This is a genomic window from Sphingomonas sp. CROZ-RG-20F-R02-07, from assembly GCF_022662335.1.
Classification (GTDB): domain Bacteria; phylum Pseudomonadota; class Alphaproteobacteria; order Sphingomonadales; family Sphingomonadaceae; genus Sphingomonas.
In genome coordinates, this window is sequence record NZ_JAKNQJ010000026.1 from 1 (window position 1) to 17,283 (window position 17,283).

At 63.8% G+C, this 17,283-nt stretch carries 16 protein-coding genes and 1 pseudogene; 7 read left to right on the forward strand and 10 right to left on the reverse strand.

Annotation, left to right across the window (positions count from 1 at the left end; translation table 11 throughout):
• Positions 1-177 precede the first annotated feature (177 nt).
• On the forward strand, positions 178-1,152 hold the full coding sequence (locus tag L8H00_RS17975) for a mechanosensitive ion channel family protein (protein ID WP_242098678.1): 975 nt from the start codon (positions 178-180) through the stop codon (positions 1,150-1,152).
• Between the two features lie 253 nt (positions 1,153-1,405).
• Positions 1,406-3,181 carry a sensor domain-containing diguanylate cyclase gene (locus L8H00_RS17980; protein ID WP_242098679.1) on the forward strand — a complete coding sequence of 592 codons (1,776 nt, stop codon included), beginning with the start codon at positions 1,406-1,408 and terminating at the stop codon, positions 3,179-3,181.
• Positions 3,182-3,306: 125 nt separating this feature from the next.
• Here the strand turns inward: L8H00_RS17980 and L8H00_RS17985 are convergent, their stop codons facing one another.
• From L8H00_RS17985 to L8H00_RS18005, 5 genes are all read right to left on the reverse strand, one after another.
• Positions 3,307-3,828 carry a DUF1993 domain-containing protein gene (locus L8H00_RS17985; protein WP_242098680.1) on the reverse strand — a complete coding sequence of 174 codons (522 nt, stop codon included), beginning with the start codon at positions 3,826-3,828 and terminating at the stop codon, positions 3,307-3,309.
• Between the two features lie 167 nt (positions 3,829-3,995).
• The gene (locus tag L8H00_RS17990) at positions 3,996-4,757 is read right to left on the reverse strand and encodes a molybdopterin-binding protein (RefSeq protein WP_242098681.1); all 762 of its coding nucleotides are present in this window, start codon (positions 4,755-4,757) and stop codon (positions 3,996-3,998) included.
• Complete coding sequence (locus L8H00_RS17995; protein ID WP_242098682.1) at positions 4,754-5,572, reverse strand: cytochrome b/b6 domain-containing protein; 819 nt, start codon at positions 5,570-5,572, stop codon at positions 4,754-4,756. Before L8H00_RS17995 ends, L8H00_RS17990 begins: the two co-directional genes overlap by 4 nt.
• 70 nt (positions 5,573-5,642) lie before the next feature.
• A complete protein-coding gene (locus tag L8H00_RS18000; protein ID WP_242098683.1) occupies positions 5,643-5,933 on the reverse strand; it encodes a hypothetical protein in 291 nt (96 codons plus the stop codon).
• A gap of 67 nt (positions 5,934-6,000) precedes the next feature.
• Positions 6,001-6,759 carry a DUF1223 domain-containing protein gene (locus L8H00_RS18005; protein WP_242098684.1) on the reverse strand — a complete coding sequence of 253 codons (759 nt, stop codon included), beginning with the start codon at positions 6,757-6,759 and terminating at the stop codon, positions 6,001-6,003.
• A gap of 233 nt (positions 6,760-6,992) precedes the next feature.
• On the opposite strand from L8H00_RS18005, the gene L8H00_RS18010 reads away from it, so the two are divergent.
• Both L8H00_RS18010 and L8H00_RS18015 read left to right on the forward strand, forming a co-directional pair.
• Positions 6,993-7,529, forward strand: a complete 537-nt coding sequence (locus tag L8H00_RS18010; protein WP_242098685.1) for a sigma-70 family RNA polymerase sigma factor — start codon at positions 6,993-6,995, stop codon at positions 7,527-7,529.
• The gene (locus tag L8H00_RS18015; protein WP_242098686.1) at positions 7,526-8,167 is read left to right on the forward strand and encodes a DUF1109 domain-containing protein; all 642 of its coding nucleotides are present in this window, start codon (positions 7,526-7,528) and stop codon (positions 8,165-8,167) included. Before L8H00_RS18010 ends, L8H00_RS18015 begins: the two co-directional genes overlap by 4 nt.
• On the opposite strand, the gene L8H00_RS18020 is transcribed toward L8H00_RS18015, so the two are convergent.
• The gene (locus L8H00_RS18020; RefSeq protein ID WP_242098687.1) at positions 8,153-9,037 is read right to left on the reverse strand and encodes an alpha/beta hydrolase; all 885 of its coding nucleotides are present in this window, start codon (positions 9,035-9,037) and stop codon (positions 8,153-8,155) included. The two genes, L8H00_RS18015 and L8H00_RS18020, sit on opposite strands and share 15 nt — an antisense overlap.
• A gap of 24 nt (positions 9,038-9,061) precedes the next feature.
• Between L8H00_RS18020 and L8H00_RS18025 the strand changes: the two genes are divergently transcribed.
• On the forward strand, positions 9,062-9,487 hold the full coding sequence (locus L8H00_RS18025) for a hypothetical protein (RefSeq protein ID WP_242098688.1): 426 nt from the start codon (positions 9,062-9,064) through the stop codon (positions 9,485-9,487).
• Positions 9,488-9,506: 19 nt separating this feature from the next.
• On the opposite strand, the gene L8H00_RS18030 is transcribed toward L8H00_RS18025, so the two are convergent.
• Positions 9,507-10,301, reverse strand: coding sequence for a hypothetical protein (locus L8H00_RS18030; RefSeq protein ID WP_242098689.1), 795 nt, complete (start codon positions 10,299-10,301; stop codon positions 9,507-9,509).
• A gap of 399 nt (positions 10,302-10,700) precedes the next feature.
• Here L8H00_RS18030 and L8H00_RS18035 point away from each other — a divergent pair.
• Positions 10,701-10,916: pseudogene (locus tag L8H00_RS18035) on the forward strand (transposase); the annotation flags it as partial.
• Positions 10,917-10,971: 55 nt separating this feature from the next.
• On the opposite strand, the gene L8H00_RS18040 reads toward L8H00_RS18035, so the two are convergent.
• The 3 genes from L8H00_RS18040 to L8H00_RS18050 form a co-directional block, all read right to left on the reverse strand.
• On the reverse strand, positions 10,972-12,036 hold the full coding sequence (locus L8H00_RS18040; RefSeq protein ID WP_242098690.1) for an ROK family transcriptional regulator: 1,065 nt from the start codon (positions 12,034-12,036) through the stop codon (positions 10,972-10,974).
• A gap of 83 nt (positions 12,037-12,119) precedes the next feature.
• A complete protein-coding gene (locus L8H00_RS18045; RefSeq protein WP_242098691.1) occupies positions 12,120-13,292 on the reverse strand; it encodes a hypothetical protein in 1,173 nt (390 codons plus the stop codon).
• Positions 13,289-14,152 (reverse strand): DUF6528 family protein, encoded by an 864-nt coding sequence (locus L8H00_RS18050; RefSeq protein ID WP_242098692.1) that lies wholly within the window; start codon positions 14,150-14,152, stop codon positions 13,289-13,291. The genes L8H00_RS18045 and L8H00_RS18050 overlap by 4 nt, the downstream gene beginning before the upstream one ends.
• A 112-nt stretch (positions 14,153-14,264) precedes the next feature.
• Between L8H00_RS18050 and L8H00_RS18055 the strand changes: the two genes are divergently transcribed.
• Positions 14,265-16,976, forward strand: coding sequence for a TonB-dependent receptor (locus L8H00_RS18055; protein WP_242098693.1), 2,712 nt, complete (start codon positions 14,265-14,267; stop codon positions 16,974-16,976).
• Positions 16,977-17,283: the final 307 nt, after the last annotated feature.

A 17,283-nucleotide genomic window follows, 5' to 3' on the forward strand; every position in this document is an offset into this window, starting at 1 on the left:
GACTCTTACCATGGTCTATGTAGCGACCGACTAACGCTTTTCCGATCTCGTGAAGATTGGACTGCCTATGAACGTCGTCGTGGACGCTGCAACCTGCCTGGCGATCTCATGGCCCTTTTTCGTGAGCGCAGCTGTATCGCTTACGGAACTAGGATTTCACCACTCCGTTCTTTCCCGATGCAGTCCGTCACGCCCCCTCCGGCAAAAAATCCGCTCGACCTTATCACCGCAAAGCTCCACGTCGCCTCGAACGATTTCTTCCTTCAGGTGCCGAACATCGTAGGCGGGATCGTCTTCGTCATTGTCGCGTGGTTTGCTGGAAAGCTGATCGCCAACGGCGTACGTCGGGCTTTCCATCACAAGGGGCTGGTCGATCTCGGCGGCGTCCTCGCATCGCTGACGTTCGGCGTGGTCGTGGCGGCAGCCGTCCTGATCGCCTGCGTCATCGTGTTCCCGAGCGTAAAGCCCGCGACGATCATCTCCAGCCTCGGTATCGGCTCGGTCGCGATCGGCTTCGCGTTCAAGGACATTCTCCAAAATCTGCTGGCCGGCATTTTGCTCCTCATCAACCGCCCCTATCGACGCGGCGACCAAATCGTCATCAAGGATTTCGAGGGCACCGTCGAGCAAATCCAGAGCCGCGCGACCCTCATCAAGACCTATGACGGGCGCCGGGTCATCATCCCCAATTCCGACGTCTATACCTCCCCGGTCACAGTCAACACGGCGTTTCCGGTCCGCCGTGACCAGTTCGACATCGGGATCGGCTATGGCGACAAGCCCAATCGCGCAATGGCGGTCTTCGCCGAAGCGATCGCCAAGATCGAAGGCGTCCAGGCAGACCCCGCGCCGGAAGTGCTGCCCTGGGGGCTGGATGCCAGCTCCGTGACGCTGCGCGCTCGCTGGTGGTCGGAATCGAAGCGGACCAACATCGTTCACCTGCGTGCCCGTGTCATTCTCGCGATTTGGCAGGCGGCAGCAGACAACGGCATCGACTTGCCGTTTCCGACCCAGCAGATCCTCTTCCACGACCAGACCGAAGAGACCGACGGCGATCGGACGCGGCAGAGGGAAGGTTGGCCCGCGGGTGCCAATCCGCCACGCGCACGGGGCATCGAGCGCTCGAGTGACGATAATCGATCGGCGGATTAAGCATTGGTGAATGGCATGAGCGACGCAGTTGCCGGGTAGGCCGCCCCAGCACCCGGTTGGCCCATCGGCGCTCTATCGATGGTGGCGGCGCGCGATCGTCAGCCGCGTCGATCACCAACCCCACGTGGGCGGTGGGAAATACCTGACCTCTGTCCAGAACGGGTCATCGTTCACTTCGACACAGCAACCGCACGGTGACGGTGCTCGTGTAGCGTTTAAGCAAGCGTCAAGCGTCTTGCTCTAAGCCAGAGCAATGCCGCATTTGCCCCGCTGGTCTGTCCCTGTTCACCTCAGCCTGCTGAGCGTCAGCTATGCGCTCCTCTCGATCGCCAGCTTGACGCTGACACGGTTCGACGGAGGCGCAGCTTTCATCTGGCTCGCATCGACTCCGCTCCTTGTTTCGTTGCTAAGCCGGCCGGTCCGGCAATGGAAAGCGCCCCTGCTGTGCTGCGCCGCTGGCTCATGCTTCGCAACGAGCCTGTTCGGCATAGGGCCGTGGGCGGCCGTGCCCATGGCGGCAGCGCTCATGACAGAAGCCGAGCTGGCGGCCACACTGCTGCGACTAACCGGAGCCGAGCGCGCCCCGCTGGATACCGTTAAAGGCTTCAGTCGGTTCGCAGTCGTGGTCGGGATTATCGTGCCTGGCCTGTGTGCCCTCCCCACAGCCATGATCATCTGCACCGATAACGGGCAGCCACTCGCGACGGCCGCAGTGCCCTGGTTCGCGGCGCATTCGCTCGGTTTCTTGACGTTTGCGCCGTTGCTGCTCCTCGTCCGTCAGCCCGCGAGTCTTTCCGAGTTCCGCACGCTTGTCGTCCGTAATGTGCCTCGGGCTGTTGGACTGCTGGCTTGCGTCGTCGCTGTGTGCGTCGGAACATTTTGGCAGCACACCCTGCCTCTCCTGTTCCTGCCCTTGTTGCCACTGGTCGCCGTGGCCTTCGTGACGGGCCGCCTCGGCGCCGCCATCGCGCTGATCGTTCTGGCAAGTGTGGGCGGAGGTTTCACGCTCGCCGGCTACGGACCGGTGGCGCTCATGGCCGGCACCCCCGGCCTCAAGGCGCAATTCTTCCAATTCTACCTCGTCGTGGCAGTGATGATCGTGCTGCCAGTCGCAGCTGAACTGCGGCGGCGGGACGCATTGTTCCTTCGGTTGCAGGAAAGCGACGCAGGCTTGCGGCTCCTCACCGATCATCTGGGCGACGCTATTCTGCACACCGACGTGACGGGGGTGATCCGCTACGCGTCGCCCTCACTCGAAGGATTGTCGGGCATCGCTCCCGCAGACATCGTCACCCTGCCACACGAGACGATCATCGTTGCCGAAGATCACGCCGTGATGAAGGCCGCGCGAGAGGCGGCACTCGCCGATCCCGATCGGACAGTTCGCGTTGACTATCGGGTTAACTTACCCACAGGCGAGATCGGCTGGCGCGAGACGCAGATACGCGCCTACCAAGACAGCGACGGTTACCCTGCCGGCTTGGTGCTGGTCGTCCGCGACTCGACGGATCGGCGTAACGAGGTCGAGGCACTCGAACGCGCTGCCGGTTCGGACCCGCTGACGGGCATCGCGAATCGTCGCGCCTTCTTCGCTGCGCTCGACGATGCTGCAGGATCGGCGAATGCAAGAAGTAGCTGCCTGGCGATCTTCGACATCGATCACTTCAAGCAGGTCAACGATCGTTATGGCCACGCAAACGGCGATCAGGTGCTCAAGGCCGTGGCAAGCGAAGCACAGCGTGCGCTACGTGGTTCCGACCTCCTCGCCCGCGTTGGCGGAGAAGAGTTCGCAGCCATCCTGCCCGACGCCGTCCTTTCCGATGCACATACCGCTTGCGAGCGTTTGCGACAGCGGGTCGAGGCCTTGTGCGTCGACGCCGGAGCGCGAGGGGTCATCCGGGTGACGGTCAGCGTGGGACTGGTCGAAATTGCGTCCGGCGCGACACCATCGGAGCTGTACGAAGCCGCTGATCAGGCCCTGTACGCCGCCAAGCATGAAGGACGAAACATGCTGAAAGTCGCAGCTTGATCATGAGGGCGGGTGCAGACCCAATCCCGGACATTCAGACTGCCCTAATCACTCCCCGACATCAGACATTCGTTTATATGTTTGTGCTCGCGGGAATCTGCCGAAAAGTCTCGATAAGCAACGCGCTACCCCGCGATACGCAGCATGCCCAAGAAATCGCGTTTACCAAGCTTGACGCCCTGCGCCCGAAGGATCGCGTAGGCTGTGCTGGCGTGAAAGTAGAAGTTTGGCTGCGAAAAGGAGAGGAGGAAGTTCGCGCCGGTAAAGGGTATTCCGGTGTCGCCGATCGCGAACTGCGTGTCAGTTGCCACCAATTCGTCGAACTCAGTGCGATCGACTGCTTTCAGGGTAGAAATCGCATCTTGAAGAAGCCCATGCAGCTCGGCAAAGTCGGTTGGCCATGCCGATCGGTCCGGGGAAAATGAACCGGCTCGCACCCCCTCGATCGCGCCAACGGAATGTACAGCGCAAGATTTCACCTGATAGCCGAACGGCAGCATATCTGGCGCCAGCCGCGATTCGATCAGGTCAGATTCCGCTCTATTGTGTTCGGCGCAGAACGCTTCCGCCTTATTGAGCAACGTATCAATCGCAGCGAGGACCTGGAGATTGGACGGAACAACGGCGTCATAGAACGAGAAAGTCATCAGCAGCTCCACCCTAAGCACGCACTTTATGGAGACCACTTCGGCGTCGGTCTACGCCATTCACCAAGGTGACCGCTATCGCACGGAGCCGCTACGCCTTTGGTCATCTTCCCGCTGTCTCGCTGCCGCGTTCCACCGGGCATCAGAGGGCGTGAGCAATGCTGACACTAGATTCCTGCATACCACTGATATCCGGATGAATCCTCCCAGTACCCGCCGCCGCCAGCACCAACCCGAGCAAGGCTGTCCACCAGTTCGACGCGCATGACATACTTCGCCTGCTTGTAGCCGAGCTGGCGCTCGACCCGCAGCCGAAGCGGCGCGCCATGGCCGATGCTGAGCAGCTGATCATTCATGCCCCAGGCGAGGATCGTCTGCGGATGATAGGCGTCGATCAGGTCGATACTCTCGTAATACGGATCGCCGCCGAAATCGTCGGCGCAGTGGAACACGACATAGCGCGCGCCGGGTAATACTCCCGCGGCATCGAGCAGCAGCTTCAAGGGCACGCCGGTCCACTTGCCGATGGCGCTCCAGCCTTCGACGCAATCGTGGCGCGTGATCTGGGTGCGCGCGGGCATCGTGTGGATCTGCGCCAATGAGGTCGTGGATGGCCTGCGGACCAGCCCATCCACGGCGAGCCGCCAATCGGTGAACCCCGCTGTAGCATGAGCTTGGTACGCCTCGCTCTCCGGCATGGTGTTGCCGTTGGTGCGAAAGACCGGCGACATGTCGGAAGCGGCGAACTCGCGCGCGAGCCCCGCCCGGTCGGTGACGAGCCGCTGCGCGTCGAACGACAGCTTTTCACCGATACCCAGCACATGCTTGACGGTCGGCGCGGCGACGATGCGGTCGCAGCCGGAGAGCAGCAGGCCGCCGGCACCTGCACCGATCGATCCGATCAGACGGCGACGCGAGAGGATGGTCATCGCTCCGTCTCCCGCGGCAGGCGATACCAGCCGGTGACGATCGAACGTAGCTCGTTGAGCGGTCCGGCGAGCACGACCATCAACAGGTGGACGATGATGAATGCGACGAGCAGGCCAGCGCAGATGAAGTGGATCGATCGGGCCGACTGCCGGCCGCCGAACAGATCGAGCAGCCACGGCCATGCCGCATCGAGGCCGGGCGACATCGTCAACCCGGTGAGCACCATCGCCGGCAACAGGCCGAACAGCACCCCGAGGTAGCTCAGCTTCTGCAGGATGTTGTAACGGCGCGCGGCCTCTCCGGTGTGGAAGCGCAGGCGGGCATGATCCTTGATGTCGCGCCACAGGTGACGCGGCCGCAATTCGGCGGCGGTGGGAGCGAGGTCGCGCTGAACGTGGCGGCTCGCCAGCCCCCAGAGCCAGAACAAGATACCGGGTATGACGAGCAGCCAGGCGAACGCGAAATGCCATTGCCGCGCAGCGGCCAGATCGTAGCTCGACGGGATCGTCACGAGCGCGGGAAAGGCCAATTCCTCGCCACCCGATATGCCAAGGACGCCGGTGGTGGGGATATTCGCCGCGCCTATGCGCAGGAAGCCGCTGCCTTCACGCGCGCCGATCTCCAGCCACGGTCGCTCATGGTTGGCCCCATATTGGCCCCAGTAGAGCTGCGGATGGGCGTTGAAGATCATCAAGCCGCTCATCAGCATCACGATCACGCTTACGGCATTGATCCAATGCCACAGGCGGACGGGACGACGTTGACGGTAGACGAGGTCTCCGCCGCGCAGCGGCAGGCCGGGGGTATCGGGCATGATCGTCCTTTCTATGGCCGAGCAGGCAGCGGACCCGGCATGCCCATCGGCGTGCCGGGTCCGCCGGAGATCACTGACCCTTCATCATGCTGTCGTGCTTCATCATGCCATCGTGCTTCATCATGCCATCGTGCTTCACCATGTCCGGATGCGCCTTCATCATGGTCTTGCAGCCGGCGTTCTTCATCGTCTTGTCGTGCGACATCGCGTTGCAGGCGTTCATCTTTCTGGTATCGGCCGCCGACATCTTCATCATCGAGCCGGTCTTCACACCGTCCTTCATCATCGCGTCCTGCGCGAAGGCGGGTGCGGTCGTGGAGAGCGACAGAGCGGCAACGGCGATCGCTGAAACGTAGCGCATGGGGATTATCCTAACTGAAATTGGCGTCGTGAAGGAAACGGGCCGCGACGCCGTCGGCGGGAAAGCATCAGAGGCGGCGGGCGGCCGTGATCGGACCGCCGGTGCCGCGCTGGACGAGGATCGCAGTGGCGAGACCGGGTTCGCGCGCTGCCGGGAGGGAATAGGACGCGGCGCTGCCTGTCCAATCACCGATCCTGACCAAATCGCGCACGATGTCGCGATGGGGCAGTGTTCGGCCGGCATTCTCACCGGCACGGATCGGTACGTTGCGAGTGCCGGGATCGTAGCGAACCAGCCAGACGATCGACGGCCGCACAGGACCGGCAAGCGCTGCAAGCCGAACGCCGGTCGCCGTCACCGCAATCTCCGGCCCGCCACGCGGGGGACCAGCCCTGGCGATCGTCTCGGCGACCTCGCGCGCGTTGCTGCCGACGATGGCATGGGTGCCATTGACGATCAGTTCGGGAGTGGCGACCTGACCGCGACCCGCCTTCGCATAATCCTGTTGGCGCACCGTGAAGCGCGCCGAGCCGAATCGATCCTTCCAGCCAAGCTGATCCCAATAAGTGACCGCGAAGGACAACGCGAGGAGGTCGGGACGGTCCGCCAGCCCATTGAGAATGGCATTTGCGGGTGGGCACGACGAACAACCCTGGCTCTGAAACAGCTCGAGGACGACCGGATGTGCGGCAGACGCACCACCGATCGCCGGCTTGGCGGCCGCACCGATTCCCGCCTGCGCCGAGCCATAGGCCAGGCCCAAGGTGGCGAGCGCAGCGGTTGCGGCCAGCGCTATCACGCGGGGGGAAAGCTCGGTCATCGGCATCGGGCCTTTCGGGTCGGACGGACCCTGTGGCCCGGCTGTCATCAGGGAGTTCGCTGCGGATGCGGGTCTGGTTACAATTGCCGAAAAACTTTCTCGTCGCCCGTGTGTCCCCGCAGCGCGAACGTTCGTGATCCCCGTGATATTCGGTTAGGATCACGGCAGGGCCACCGACGCTCGACAGCTGCGGTGTAACCAAAGCCGCTGCTCGCGCGAATGAACCGTCAGGAGCATGAATGCGGGCCAGCGAAGACCAGCTCAGAATATGGATGGTGAACGGTCTGGATGGCGATAGCCAATCCCATGCCGCGCTGTTGCATGCGCTCGTACCGTTGCTGCGCACCTTCTATCGTCGTCGCGTAGGCGACGCCGACGCCATCGAGGATATCGTGCAGGAAACGCTGATCGCCGTTCACACCCGCCGCATGAGCTACGACCGCGACCGGGCGTTCACCGCGTGGCTGTACGCGATCGCGCGCTACAAGCTGATCGATCATTTCCGGCGCACGCGCCAGATCTGCCCGATCGAGGAGGTCGAAGACATGCTGACGACCGAGAGTTTCGAAGATGAGGCCGGCGCCAGGCTCGACCTGGAGCAGATGCTCGGACGCCTGCCCGAGAAGCAGTCGCGGCTGATCCGCGCGACCCGTCTGCGCGGCCAAACCGCTGCGGAAACGGCATCGGCCGAGGGGCTGGGAGAGTCGGATGTGAAGGTGTCGATCCATCGCGGCCTCAAGGCATTGTCCGCGTTGATCCAGGGACCGCGTCGATGAACACCGATGCGCTGATCGCTACGATGGTCGACGACGTGAGGCCTGTGCCCCGCCATGCGGTCGGTCGCAGGCTGCTGATCGGAGGGATCGGAGGGGCGTTGGTCAGCGTGGTGCTGATCGCCGCGGCGCTCGGTTTTCGCGGAGATCTGGGGTCCGCCATGCGCGGCTTCCCGTTCTGGATGAAGTGGAGCTACACGATCTCGCTCGGCATCGGCGCCGCGCTTATGGTGCGGCGGCTATCGCGTCCCGAGCCCGTCGATCTTCGCAGCTTCTGGCCGGTCGCGCTTCCCTTCGCGCTTCTCGCGATCGTCAGTGCTGCCGAGGTGGCGCTCGCACCCCCGAGCGATTGGTTGGGCATATGGCTGGGCCGGACATGGACCAAGTGTCCCTGGCTCGTGCTGATGCTGTCGGTGCCGATCTTCATTGGGCTGCTCTGGTCGTTCCGGCGCATGGCGCCGACGCGCCTGAACGCCGCGGGCGGTGCCGCGGGGTTTGCGGCGGGGGCCTGGGCGGCAACACTCTATTGCCTCCACTGCCCGGAAGTATCGGCGCTGTTCGTCCTGACCTGGTACACGCTTGGTATCGGGCTGGCCGCCGCGATCGGGATCATCGTCGGCCCGCATCTACTGCGCTGGTGATCCAACAGGTTCGGCGTCGGTCACTTTCCACACGAAGGTCGCGACGTCCCGAAGCACTGGCGCCTTGCCCCGAAACGGACGCGCGAGCGCGAGGAGCAGGCCGACATGGCCCGTCTTCGGATAGGATCGCAGATCGGCCGAAACGCCGCCATCGCGCAATTTCGCGCCTAACCCCTCGCTGTTGCGCGGGCGGACCGTCGTATCGTCGACACCGACGAGCAGCAGGGTCGGCGGGTCGCCGGCGCCCGCCCAGGTGATCGGCTGCGTCTCACCCGGTCGAGGCCACTCGCCAAAAGCCGCACGACTAGCATCGACGTCAAACGGCACGAAGTCGTATGGCCCGGCCAGGCCGACGAAACCTCTGATCGCTTTCCTGTCCTCCTTCAGCCAACGGTCGTCCACCGCCAGCATCGCGGCGATATAGGCGCCCGCCGAATGCCCCATCAGCACAATCCGAGCCGGATCGCCGCCGAGGTCGGCGACGTGGGTCTCGGTCCACCGTACCGCTGCCGCGCCGTCCTCGACGAAGCCGGGGTAGCGAACTTCAGGAACGAGGCGATAGTCCGGGATGACGACTATAAAGCCCTGCGCAGCCAATGCTTTGCCGACAAAGGCATAGCCGGATCGCGTGCCGCTGTTCCAGCTGCCGCCATAGAAGAACACGACGACCGGCCGCCGCCCGATCACGCGGCGACGGGGTGCATAGACGTCGAGAGTCTGCCGCGACGCGCTGCCGTAAGGGATCGCCGATGCGACCTTCGCGGTGCCACCATCCTTCGGCACCAGAGTGTCGAACACGCCGAGCGGCGAGCAGCCGGTGGCGAACAGGCTCGCGGCGATCGTCAGGCGAGCAAGGACGGCGTTCGGCATGATCTTCTCCGTCCTCATCGTGTCATGTCGACCATGCGCTCGGCCATCGGCATCAGTCGCCAGGATATTCTCTCTTGGCGCGCTATGTCGGTTACCAAGCGCTGTGCGATCAGGCTGGCGTCAAATCGCGGGTCCCTCATGCCGCTGACAAACGGCGTGCATCGAAACGACGGCATCCATCGTACCTTCGTCGTGAAACCTTGGCTGACAGTCACGCTTCCAGATGCCGCATCCTCGGCCGATGCCATCATCGAGGAACGACGCCAACGCATCCTCGACATGGCAGCGGCCCTGAGCGCGATGTTCGGTGACGCCGCACTGCCGATAGCCGAGGGTCAACCAGGCACCTTCGACGTCGGCGGGAGGAGTGGCATCCGGTGGCAGGACCTGGCGGACGAACTACGCACCGCCAAGCTGCCTCACACAATAGCCATCCCGCCGACGCCGTGACGCGTCACCGGGCGTGCGGTTACATGGGCGGCGTGATCCCGTCCTTGCCGATCGCAACGAACTTGGCTCCCGGCGCGCTCGCGTCGGTGACGACGAAGACCTTCTGACCTTTCGCCAGCACCGACCGCTGCGTCGGCTCGAAGCGGACCACCGGCGTGCCGGCCGGCACGAGAACCTTGGTCTTTCCGCCCTTGTAGGAGACGGTCAGCGTCGTCTCGCCCGGCTTGCCCGCACCGTCTGTCACCGTGCCGTTGGTCATGGCACTCTGTTGCTCGACGGTGCCGTTGGTCATCGCGCTTTGCTGATCAACCGTGCCGTTGGTCATGGCGCTTGATCCGCTCGCGTTGCCGCCAGCCGCGGCGACGACGCCGGGAACGTCCCAGTCGTAATGGCCCTCGCCTGTCCCGCGCATCGATTCAGGGAAAATGACCAGTTCGACTGCGCGCATCGTGTCTGCGGCCCCTGTCGTTGCCGTGCCGATGAAATCGCCGTCCTTCAGCGTGGCCAGACTGGAACCAACCACCCACGCGAAGCCGGTCTTGGTGTCGAGCGGCACGGACACAGCACGACCGTCATAGGTCTGCACCGCAAGCGCATTTCCACTAATGGATTGCACGACGCCACGGACGCGGGTCGCGGTCGTCGCCGGACCCGACGCAGCTGTCGCATTTGCCTCGTTCGAGCTTGGGCTGCTGCACCCGCCCAAGGCGACAATTGCGCTGCCGAGCAGCGCGAAACTCTTCATTGTCATCGTGTCGCATCCCTGGATCGGCGCGAAGCAGGATGTCCGCGCCAGGATGCCCTGCACCGTCATCCGTCATTTGTCTCCAGGCAATCCGAGAGACCTTAGGCATTTCGTCCGCAGCCTAGGCGGCACCGCTCCGGCGCAAGTTGGACATCGCCGGACCAAGCACCGCTGGACAGTTCGGTGCTTCAAACGCGTCCTTAGTTCGTCCCAGAACGTATAAAGGAGGTGATGAAAAAACCTCTTCGTTGAACAAGCTGAGCCGCCACCGCTTGCACTGGTTTGGTGGCCTGGTTTCATAGGCTGTACGACCCTGCCGGGCGCTGCACAAGCACATGTGAAGTGGTTCTGCGGGCCGATTGACGACTCGCTTCCCCCTGCCCCCCTATCGCAGGTTCTGACACCGCTCTACTTCCTCTGCCTTGTCGGTTTTGCGGCGCTGGTAGCCGTTGGAAGCGGTTGCGATGCTTCGTCGAAAGCTTTAATGGTCGCTTGCGCGACGAGTGCCTGAACGAGCACCTGTTCCCATCGCTGGCTGCGGCGAGACGGATCATCGAGGCATGGCGGACGGACTACAACATCGTGCGTCCGCACAGCAGTCTTGGCGGGTTGGCACCCGCCGAGTTTACGGACCGCCCCCGCCAAGGGCATATGGATAACGAAGCTAAGTTATCAGCGGCCTGAAAACGGGGAGCACGTCACTCTTTATCACCTCTCGCGATTGAGAATGCTCATACTATCAGCCGAAGAAGGCGGCGCGAAGCGGCAGCATGGCGGCACCGATCGCAGCGGCGTCGGGACCGATTACCGATGGGGTAATCCTGGGCGCCGGGCGATGGTGGCCGCGTCGTTCGGGGTTGGTGAACCGGATGCGCGCAATGATCCGATCGGCCAGTACGGGCGGTAGGCGGCCACCCAAAACGATCAGGTCCGGATCGAGCGCTGCCGAGATGACCGAAACAATCAGGTTGAAGGACGGAGCGCATTCGTCCAGCCAGCCGTCGATCAGCGGGTCGGCGGGATCAAACCTGGCGAGCATGGCGTGGAGATTGTCGTACGGCTGCCCGTGCGAGGCGAGGTACAGGCGCAAGTTCTCGAGATTGGGTTGCGGCCAGCCGTCGGGTAGGGTCGACGCGAATTCGCCGGCGTTGCCGTGGCTTCCGCGCATGGGCGCACCGCTCGCGATCACCCCGCCGCCGAATCCCGCCGCGAAGTACAGATAGGCGAAGTCGCCCGTCGTTCGCCCAGCGCCCAGCATCGCTTCGCCGACTGCCGAGACATTGCCGTCGTTGTCGACCCACACCGGCCCACCCAGCTGCTCGGCAAGCATTATGTCGAGCGGGATGAGCGCCCAGGGATCGAGCTGCGCGGGTGGGTTCAGCCGCGCGCCATCGCCAATGAAGTACCCGGTAACCCCGACGCCAATACCGATCCGCCGCGCAGGGTCGAGGCCCGCCTCGCTCACAGCGCGAGCGATCAACGATGCTATCTGTTCGCTCGCCCGCGCGAAGTCGACGCTGAGCAGAGGTGCGTCGGTGCGCGCGCGGATCGCGCCAGTCAGGTCCATCAGCACCAGCGACACCGCGTCTGTCATCACAGACAGACCGACCGCGAAAGCGGCATCGGCGACGAGGCGGAGCTTGGCGCTCGGCTTACCGCGGCCGGCGATTTGGGGCGCGCCCTCGACTAGAAGGCCGCGTTCGATCAGCGGATCGACGAGGCGGGTAATCGACTGCGCGGTCAGGCCGGTAGCGCGGGCGAGGTCGGCACGCGAGGCGCTTCCGGTACGGTGGAGCAGCGCCATCACCACGCGCTCATTGTCGGTCCCGGTGCGGCGTCCGTCCTCGCGCAGGAACGCGGGCGGAAATTGCCCAGCAAAGCCGTGAGTCATGCTTGGACATCCTTCCGCCGGTCCGCCCGGAACGCCCCTCGCGGCCATACGCACCAGGCAGCGAGCGCGCACGCGGCCAGCACGCCGGCGACGAACGCCGCAAAAGCGCCGGGCGCGAAGGTCGTGTGGTTGCCGAGCGCGGCGGTCATCGCGAGGCCCGCCCCTCCCAGCGCGAGCTTGGCCGCCATGGTATAGAATCCGTAGCTGCGCGCGCCGCGCGCAAGCAGGGGCAACAGTGTCCAGTCGACCAGGTTGGTGCTGCCGAGCAGCAGCCCGATGGCGAGGATCATCGGCCATCCTTCCAAGCGGAGCAGCTGCGCCATGATCGGGATTGCGATCAGGTATAGCGACGCTAGCAGCGTCAGGCCGCGGCGCGCGTCGCGAACGCCAAACGGAACCAGCGCGGCGAGCATTCGGCCGCCGGTCAGCAGCAGGACGGTCGTCCCGGCACCGGGATTGGCGATTGCCGGCGGCAGTTGCAGCATCGCCTTGGTCAGCGCACTGAGGGCCACGATGCCGATCAGGCTGCCGACCAGGAACCCGGTCGGCAGTCCCGGACCGATCGGCGACGTTGCCGCGGCCCGCAATGCCGCGGCTCGGGGCAACAGCGGCAGCAGCGCGGACCCGAGGATTAGCGCCGCCCCAGCGAGCAGCCAAAGCATTACCGGCAGCGACAACGCGTCGCGCCATCGCGACAAGGCCAATCCGACCGCGCCCGCGGCGATGCCGGTGCCGACCGTGCGGCCGCGTGAAAGGCGCGTCGCCGCACCCGCCGCCGTCGCCGCAAGCCGCGTCAACATCGCGTTGTGCGGCACGTCATAGGCGGCATAACAGAGACGGAAGGCGAGTGTCGCCGCGATCAGGGCTGCGCTGCCCGACGGCGCCGTGAGGATCGTCAGCGGAAAGACCATCGCGGTGCCGGCAAGGCCGATCCCGGCGACCGCCCGCGTCTGCCGCGGATGACGGTCCAGCCAGTCGCCGACGAACAGGTCCGCGAACGCGTTCACCGCGAGCCCGCCGAGGAACAGCCAACCCGCCAGCGCCGGATCGACCCCAAACAGGGTGACCAGCGCATAGATCGTGACCAGGTCGCTCGCCGTCCACAACAGGCTCTTGCCGATATGCGCGGCATAATAGGCGGCATGGATGGTGCGCGGCGCTAGCGTCATCGGATCCAGCGGACCTTGTAGAGGTGAAGACCCTCGACCGAGATGCGGCGCGGATCTGTGCCTTGCGCGGTCATGACGGTGAAGCCATGCGCCCACCAGCTCTCCTCCGCCTGCACCCAGGCGATGCGGTCGCCCAGCGCACTCACCGCTTTGACGCGCAGCTTGGGGTTGAGCGGGACGATGGCGCGGAAGCTGCCATCATTGGGCGTGAAGGACCAGGCACCGTCATCGGTGGTGACGTCATAGCCGCCATCGGACGCAGGCGACAGGTCGTGCCCGTCATGCCGACCCGGCAGCGTCCAACGCGCCGTCTCGACGAGCCGGGGACCTTGCGCGCTGCGGTCGAGCCGAAATGCCTGGACCAGATCGTGCGAAAGCGTGAACAGCCGCGCGCGCCGGGCATCCCAGACCGCGCCGTGCCCGGACGGCAGCGGCAGGGTCTGCAACGGTGTCTCGTTCTGTCGGCTGTCATAGAGTTCGAGCCGGTTTCCCGCCGGGGTGATCGACAGCGCGACCGCGACCAGTCCACCGGGCAGCAGCGCGGCGGAATGCGCCATCGGCGTCTTCGCGCGGAACAGGACCTTGCCGGTCGACCGTTCGATCAGCACCGTCGCGCCCGTCGAGGCGGTGACGAGAAGATCGCGACCGTCGTTCACGGGCTTACAGTCGTCGATATGCGCCAGCAGCGTCGAGCGGTAATCGGCGGGCAGATCGGTCGCGTCACTCGCCGTCCAGCGCCACGACTCCGTCGCTGCATCGCCTGCGATTCGCAGCTCGCGAACCTGATCGTCGCCGCAGGCGTAAAGCCGATCCGGTGTCGTCGCCGCAGCGGCCATAGCCGCCAACCCCATCAAAAACATAGGCTTCTCCCTTCGCGCCGAGATGTCGGCCCATCACCGCGATGAACCGTCATGTTTATGTCACCTACAGTGATTAAATGACGCCATCATGTCATCCACAGGGGGATTCGCCATGTCGTTCCGATCGAGTTTTCGTTTACTGCTACTTATGTCTGCGTCGGTGCCGTGCAGCGCCTTCGCGCAGAGCGTCGCCGCGCCCGACCAGACAGCGGGTCCCGACGCGTCCCCGGTCGCGGGGGCGGAGAAAGAAGGCGACATCGTCGTCACTGGCGCGCGGTTGCAGGCGAAGAAGGACATTGCCGCCAAACGCGAAATCTCCGTTATATCCGATAGCATCAGCTCGGACGAGGTCGGAACGCTGCCCGACTTCGGTCTGGGCGAGGCGCTGACCCGCGTCCCCGGCATCTCGACGATCCAGAACAACGGGCGCGGCGAGGCGCAATTCCTGTCGATCCGCGGCCTTAATGCCGACTACAACCTCGTTGAAATTGACGGCGTGCCGCTGCCCGCAAACGAGATCTCGCGCCGCAACGTCTCGCTCGACGTTATCCCTTCGTCGCTTGCCGCACGCGTGGACGTCTACAAGTCGATGACCGCGGCGATGAACGCCAACGCGATCGGCGGTATCGCCAATCTCCAGACCCGCAGCGCGTTCGACAATGGCGGCAAGCCGTATCTGGGCGGTCGTGCGGACATCGGCCGCTGGGATTTCCAGCGCACGCGAGGCGGCAATACCCCATCGGGGCAGGCCGAACTGGTCGGCGCGACGACGTTCGGTCCAGACCACAAGTTTGGAGTGGTATTCTCAGGCAGCTATTTCCGCCGCGTCAGCGCGTCGCTCGATTCAGCGAGCACGACGCCGCTCTACGTCGATCCGACTACCGGCCAGAAGTTAACCTCTGCGACGACGGATGTCAGCAACGCCGACGTGGTGCCTTCGGTCCGTCGCTGGCTGCACTACGACAATCTGCGTCAGCGCTACGGCGGCCTCGCCAAGTTCGAGTTCGACGACCACGTCATGTTCAAAGGCGCGCTGACCTTTGCCGATTTCTACCACACCAATGACGAGGATCGGCAGGCGAACAGTGTGACGCCCAACACAGCGGTAACCGCCGCGACCAACAAATACACCTATATCACGGGTTTCACCCCGACCGGGGGTACGGTCACCAGCGGGACCTATGCGCAGGACGATGATTCGCATTTCTTTCAGAAGCGCGGCATCAAATATAGCGATTTCCACGGCGAGCTGACCCCCGGGGGTCACATAAAGGCCGATCTTGGTGTCAACTATGCGATCGCCACCTATCACCAGGATGCCACGACCGCGGTTTTCCGAATCCCGGCCGGCACCAACCTGGCTTATGCTTATACCATCACGCCCGGGCAGTTTCCTCAGTTCAACTTTGCCAATCCGGACTATGTTTTCAATCCCACCAAATACAATTTTTACGACTATCAGGTCACGCCCGACGACCAGAAGGAAAAGGCACTGACCGGGCGGACGAACCTGCGGATCAACATGGATGGCGCAGATCGCGGGTTCGGGGTCGCAACAGGTCTATACGCTCGCTTCGTCGATCGCCGGTACGATCGTACGGTCAGCGATTATACACCGGTCGCCGGCGCTGCGCCGCTCTCGACCTTCAGCGCGCCGCAAACCTACACGCCGTATAACAGCGACGGGCAGAGCGTGATGTTCTTCGATCCCGGCGCGGTGACGGCGTTCTTCAATGCGAACCCCGCCAAGTTCGTCGCAAATACGACGAACGCGCAGACCAGCCTCCAATCCGATTATACCCTCACAGAAAACATCAAGGCCGCCTATGTCATGGGCCGCTACGCTCTCGACAATCTGCGGCTGACCGCCGGTGTCCGGTACGAGGACACCGATCTGTCGACCGGATCGTACAACCTCACCACGATCGGCAAGACGACGACGCTGAGTTACGGGCAGCAGGGCCAGCATTACCATGATTGGCTGCCCTCGGCGGAACTCGATTGGAACGTGACGAGCAAGTTGCGCGCCCGCGCGGCATTCAGTCGCACACTCGCTCGGCCCAACTACAGCGATCTGGCAGGGCGGCAAACGATCTCGATCAATTCCGGGACCAATTTCGTCACGATCACAACCGGCAATGCGCAGTTGCAGCCACGGCGCAGCGACAATTACGACGTGAGCCTCGAATATTACGCCAACCGGGACGTGCTGTTCTCGGCAGCGGGCTTCATCAAGAACGTCAGAAACGAAATTCTCACGGTCAGCAATACCGTGCTCCAGCCGTATAACGGGGTCACGACGCAGGTCACGACTACCCAACCGATCAACGCCAGCGCCACGGTGATCCGAGGCGTCGAACTGAACGCGGTCGTCACCCGCTTCTCGTTCCTGCCGCGGCCATTGGACGGACTGGGCATTGCCGCAAACGTCACGCTGCTGAACCCGACGCCGCCGTCGGTGATGATGACGAATGGCACCCTTCGTAAATTGTCGAGCCTTGTCGAAAGCGCGAACGTTGTCGGGAACGTCCGCGCCTTTTACACAATCGGGCCGGTCACGGTGCAGGGCGCGTGGAACCACCTGTCGCCGCTCTTAATAACTGTTTCGACAACCGATCCGACCCAGGATATTCGTTACAAGGCCAGCGATGTCTTTGATGCGCAGGTTCGCGTTCGACTGTCGCGTGCCATCACCGTGGTGGCTCAAGGCAAGAACCTGTCCGACAATCGTCCGACGCGCGTGACGGGCCCCGGCTTCGGCTTGTTGAGCGAGGAGCTGGAAAACGGCCGCGCCTATTATCTCGGCGCGCTGTTCCGGTTCTGAGGCAAGGTACGATATCGTTGTTCCCGGCACGCTGACTTTCCCGATTCACCATCGTTTTCGGCAAGCAGGTCTCGGAACGATGGCGGCAGCATTACCACCTGCCCCCCGAGGGGGGCCGGACCGCTAATCATGAGACTAGGCCGTTCGCGATCCGTTCGCACGTAGCGTACGTTAAACTCACTTCCGTGTAGTGACCCCTACACGCCGAGATCGCGACCGCGCCGTCCTTGGCAGCCGGCACACGAAGCGGCCACGCTCCAGCCGCTTGGCGTAAAGCGACATGCCGAGGCCGTCGTGCCACAGGATC

What these genes read in the sequence shown, in the direction of transcription:
- L8H00_RS18000 (WP_242098683.1), bottom strand. Translation starts at nt 5,933, where the DNA reads ATGCGCTACGTTTCAGCGATCGCCGTTGCCGCTCTGTCGCTCTCCACG.
- L8H00_RS17985 (WP_242098680.1), bottom strand. Translation starts at nt 3,828, where the DNA reads ATGACTTTCTCGTTCTATGACGCCGTTGTTCCGTCCAATCTCCAGGTC.
- L8H00_RS18030 (WP_242098689.1), bottom strand. Translation starts at nt 10,301, where the DNA reads ATGACGGTGCAGGGCATCCTGGCGCGGACATCCTGCTTCGCGCCGATC.
- L8H00_RS18050 (WP_242098692.1), bottom strand. Translation starts at nt 14,152, where the DNA reads ATGTTTTTGATGGGGTTGGCGGCTATGGCCGCTGCGGCGACGACACCG.
- L8H00_RS18055 (WP_242098693.1), top strand. Translation starts at nt 14,265, where the DNA reads ATGTCGTTCCGATCGAGTTTTCGTTTACTGCTACTTATGTCTGCGTCG.
- L8H00_RS18025 (WP_242098688.1), top strand. Translation starts at nt 9,062, where the DNA reads ATGTCGACCATGCGCTCGGCCATCGGCATCAGTCGCCAGGATATTCTC.
- L8H00_RS18020 (WP_242098687.1), bottom strand. Translation starts at nt 9,037, where the DNA reads ATGCCGAACGCCGTCCTTGCTCGCCTGACGATCGCCGCGAGCCTGTTC.
- L8H00_RS18005 (WP_242098684.1), bottom strand. Translation starts at nt 6,759, where the DNA reads ATGCCGATGACCGAGCTTTCCCCCCGCGTGATAGCGCTGGCCGCAACC.
- L8H00_RS18015 (WP_242098686.1), top strand. Translation starts at nt 7,526, where the DNA reads ATGAACACCGATGCGCTGATCGCTACGATGGTCGACGACGTGAGGCCT.
- L8H00_RS17975 (WP_242098678.1), top strand. Translation starts at nt 178, where the DNA reads ATGCAGTCCGTCACGCCCCCTCCGGCAAAAAATCCGCTCGACCTTATC.
- L8H00_RS17990 (WP_242098681.1), bottom strand. Translation starts at nt 4,757, where the DNA reads ATGACCATCCTCTCGCGTCGCCGTCTGATCGGATCGATCGGTGCAGGT.
- L8H00_RS17980 (WP_242098679.1), top strand. Translation starts at nt 1,406, where the DNA reads ATGCCGCATTTGCCCCGCTGGTCTGTCCCTGTTCACCTCAGCCTGCTG.
- L8H00_RS18045 (WP_242098691.1), bottom strand. Translation starts at nt 13,292, where the DNA reads ATGACGCTAGCGCCGCGCACCATCCATGCCGCCTATTATGCCGCGCAT.
- L8H00_RS18040 (WP_242098690.1), bottom strand. Translation starts at nt 12,036, where the DNA reads ATGGCGCTGCTCCACCGTACCGGAAGCGCCTCGCGTGCCGACCTCGCC.
- L8H00_RS17995 (WP_242098682.1), bottom strand. Translation starts at nt 5,572, where the DNA reads ATGCCCGATACCCCCGGCCTGCCGCTGCGCGGCGGAGACCTCGTCTAC.
- L8H00_RS18010 (WP_242098685.1), top strand. Translation starts at nt 6,993, where the DNA reads ATGCGGGCCAGCGAAGACCAGCTCAGAATATGGATGGTGAACGGTCTG.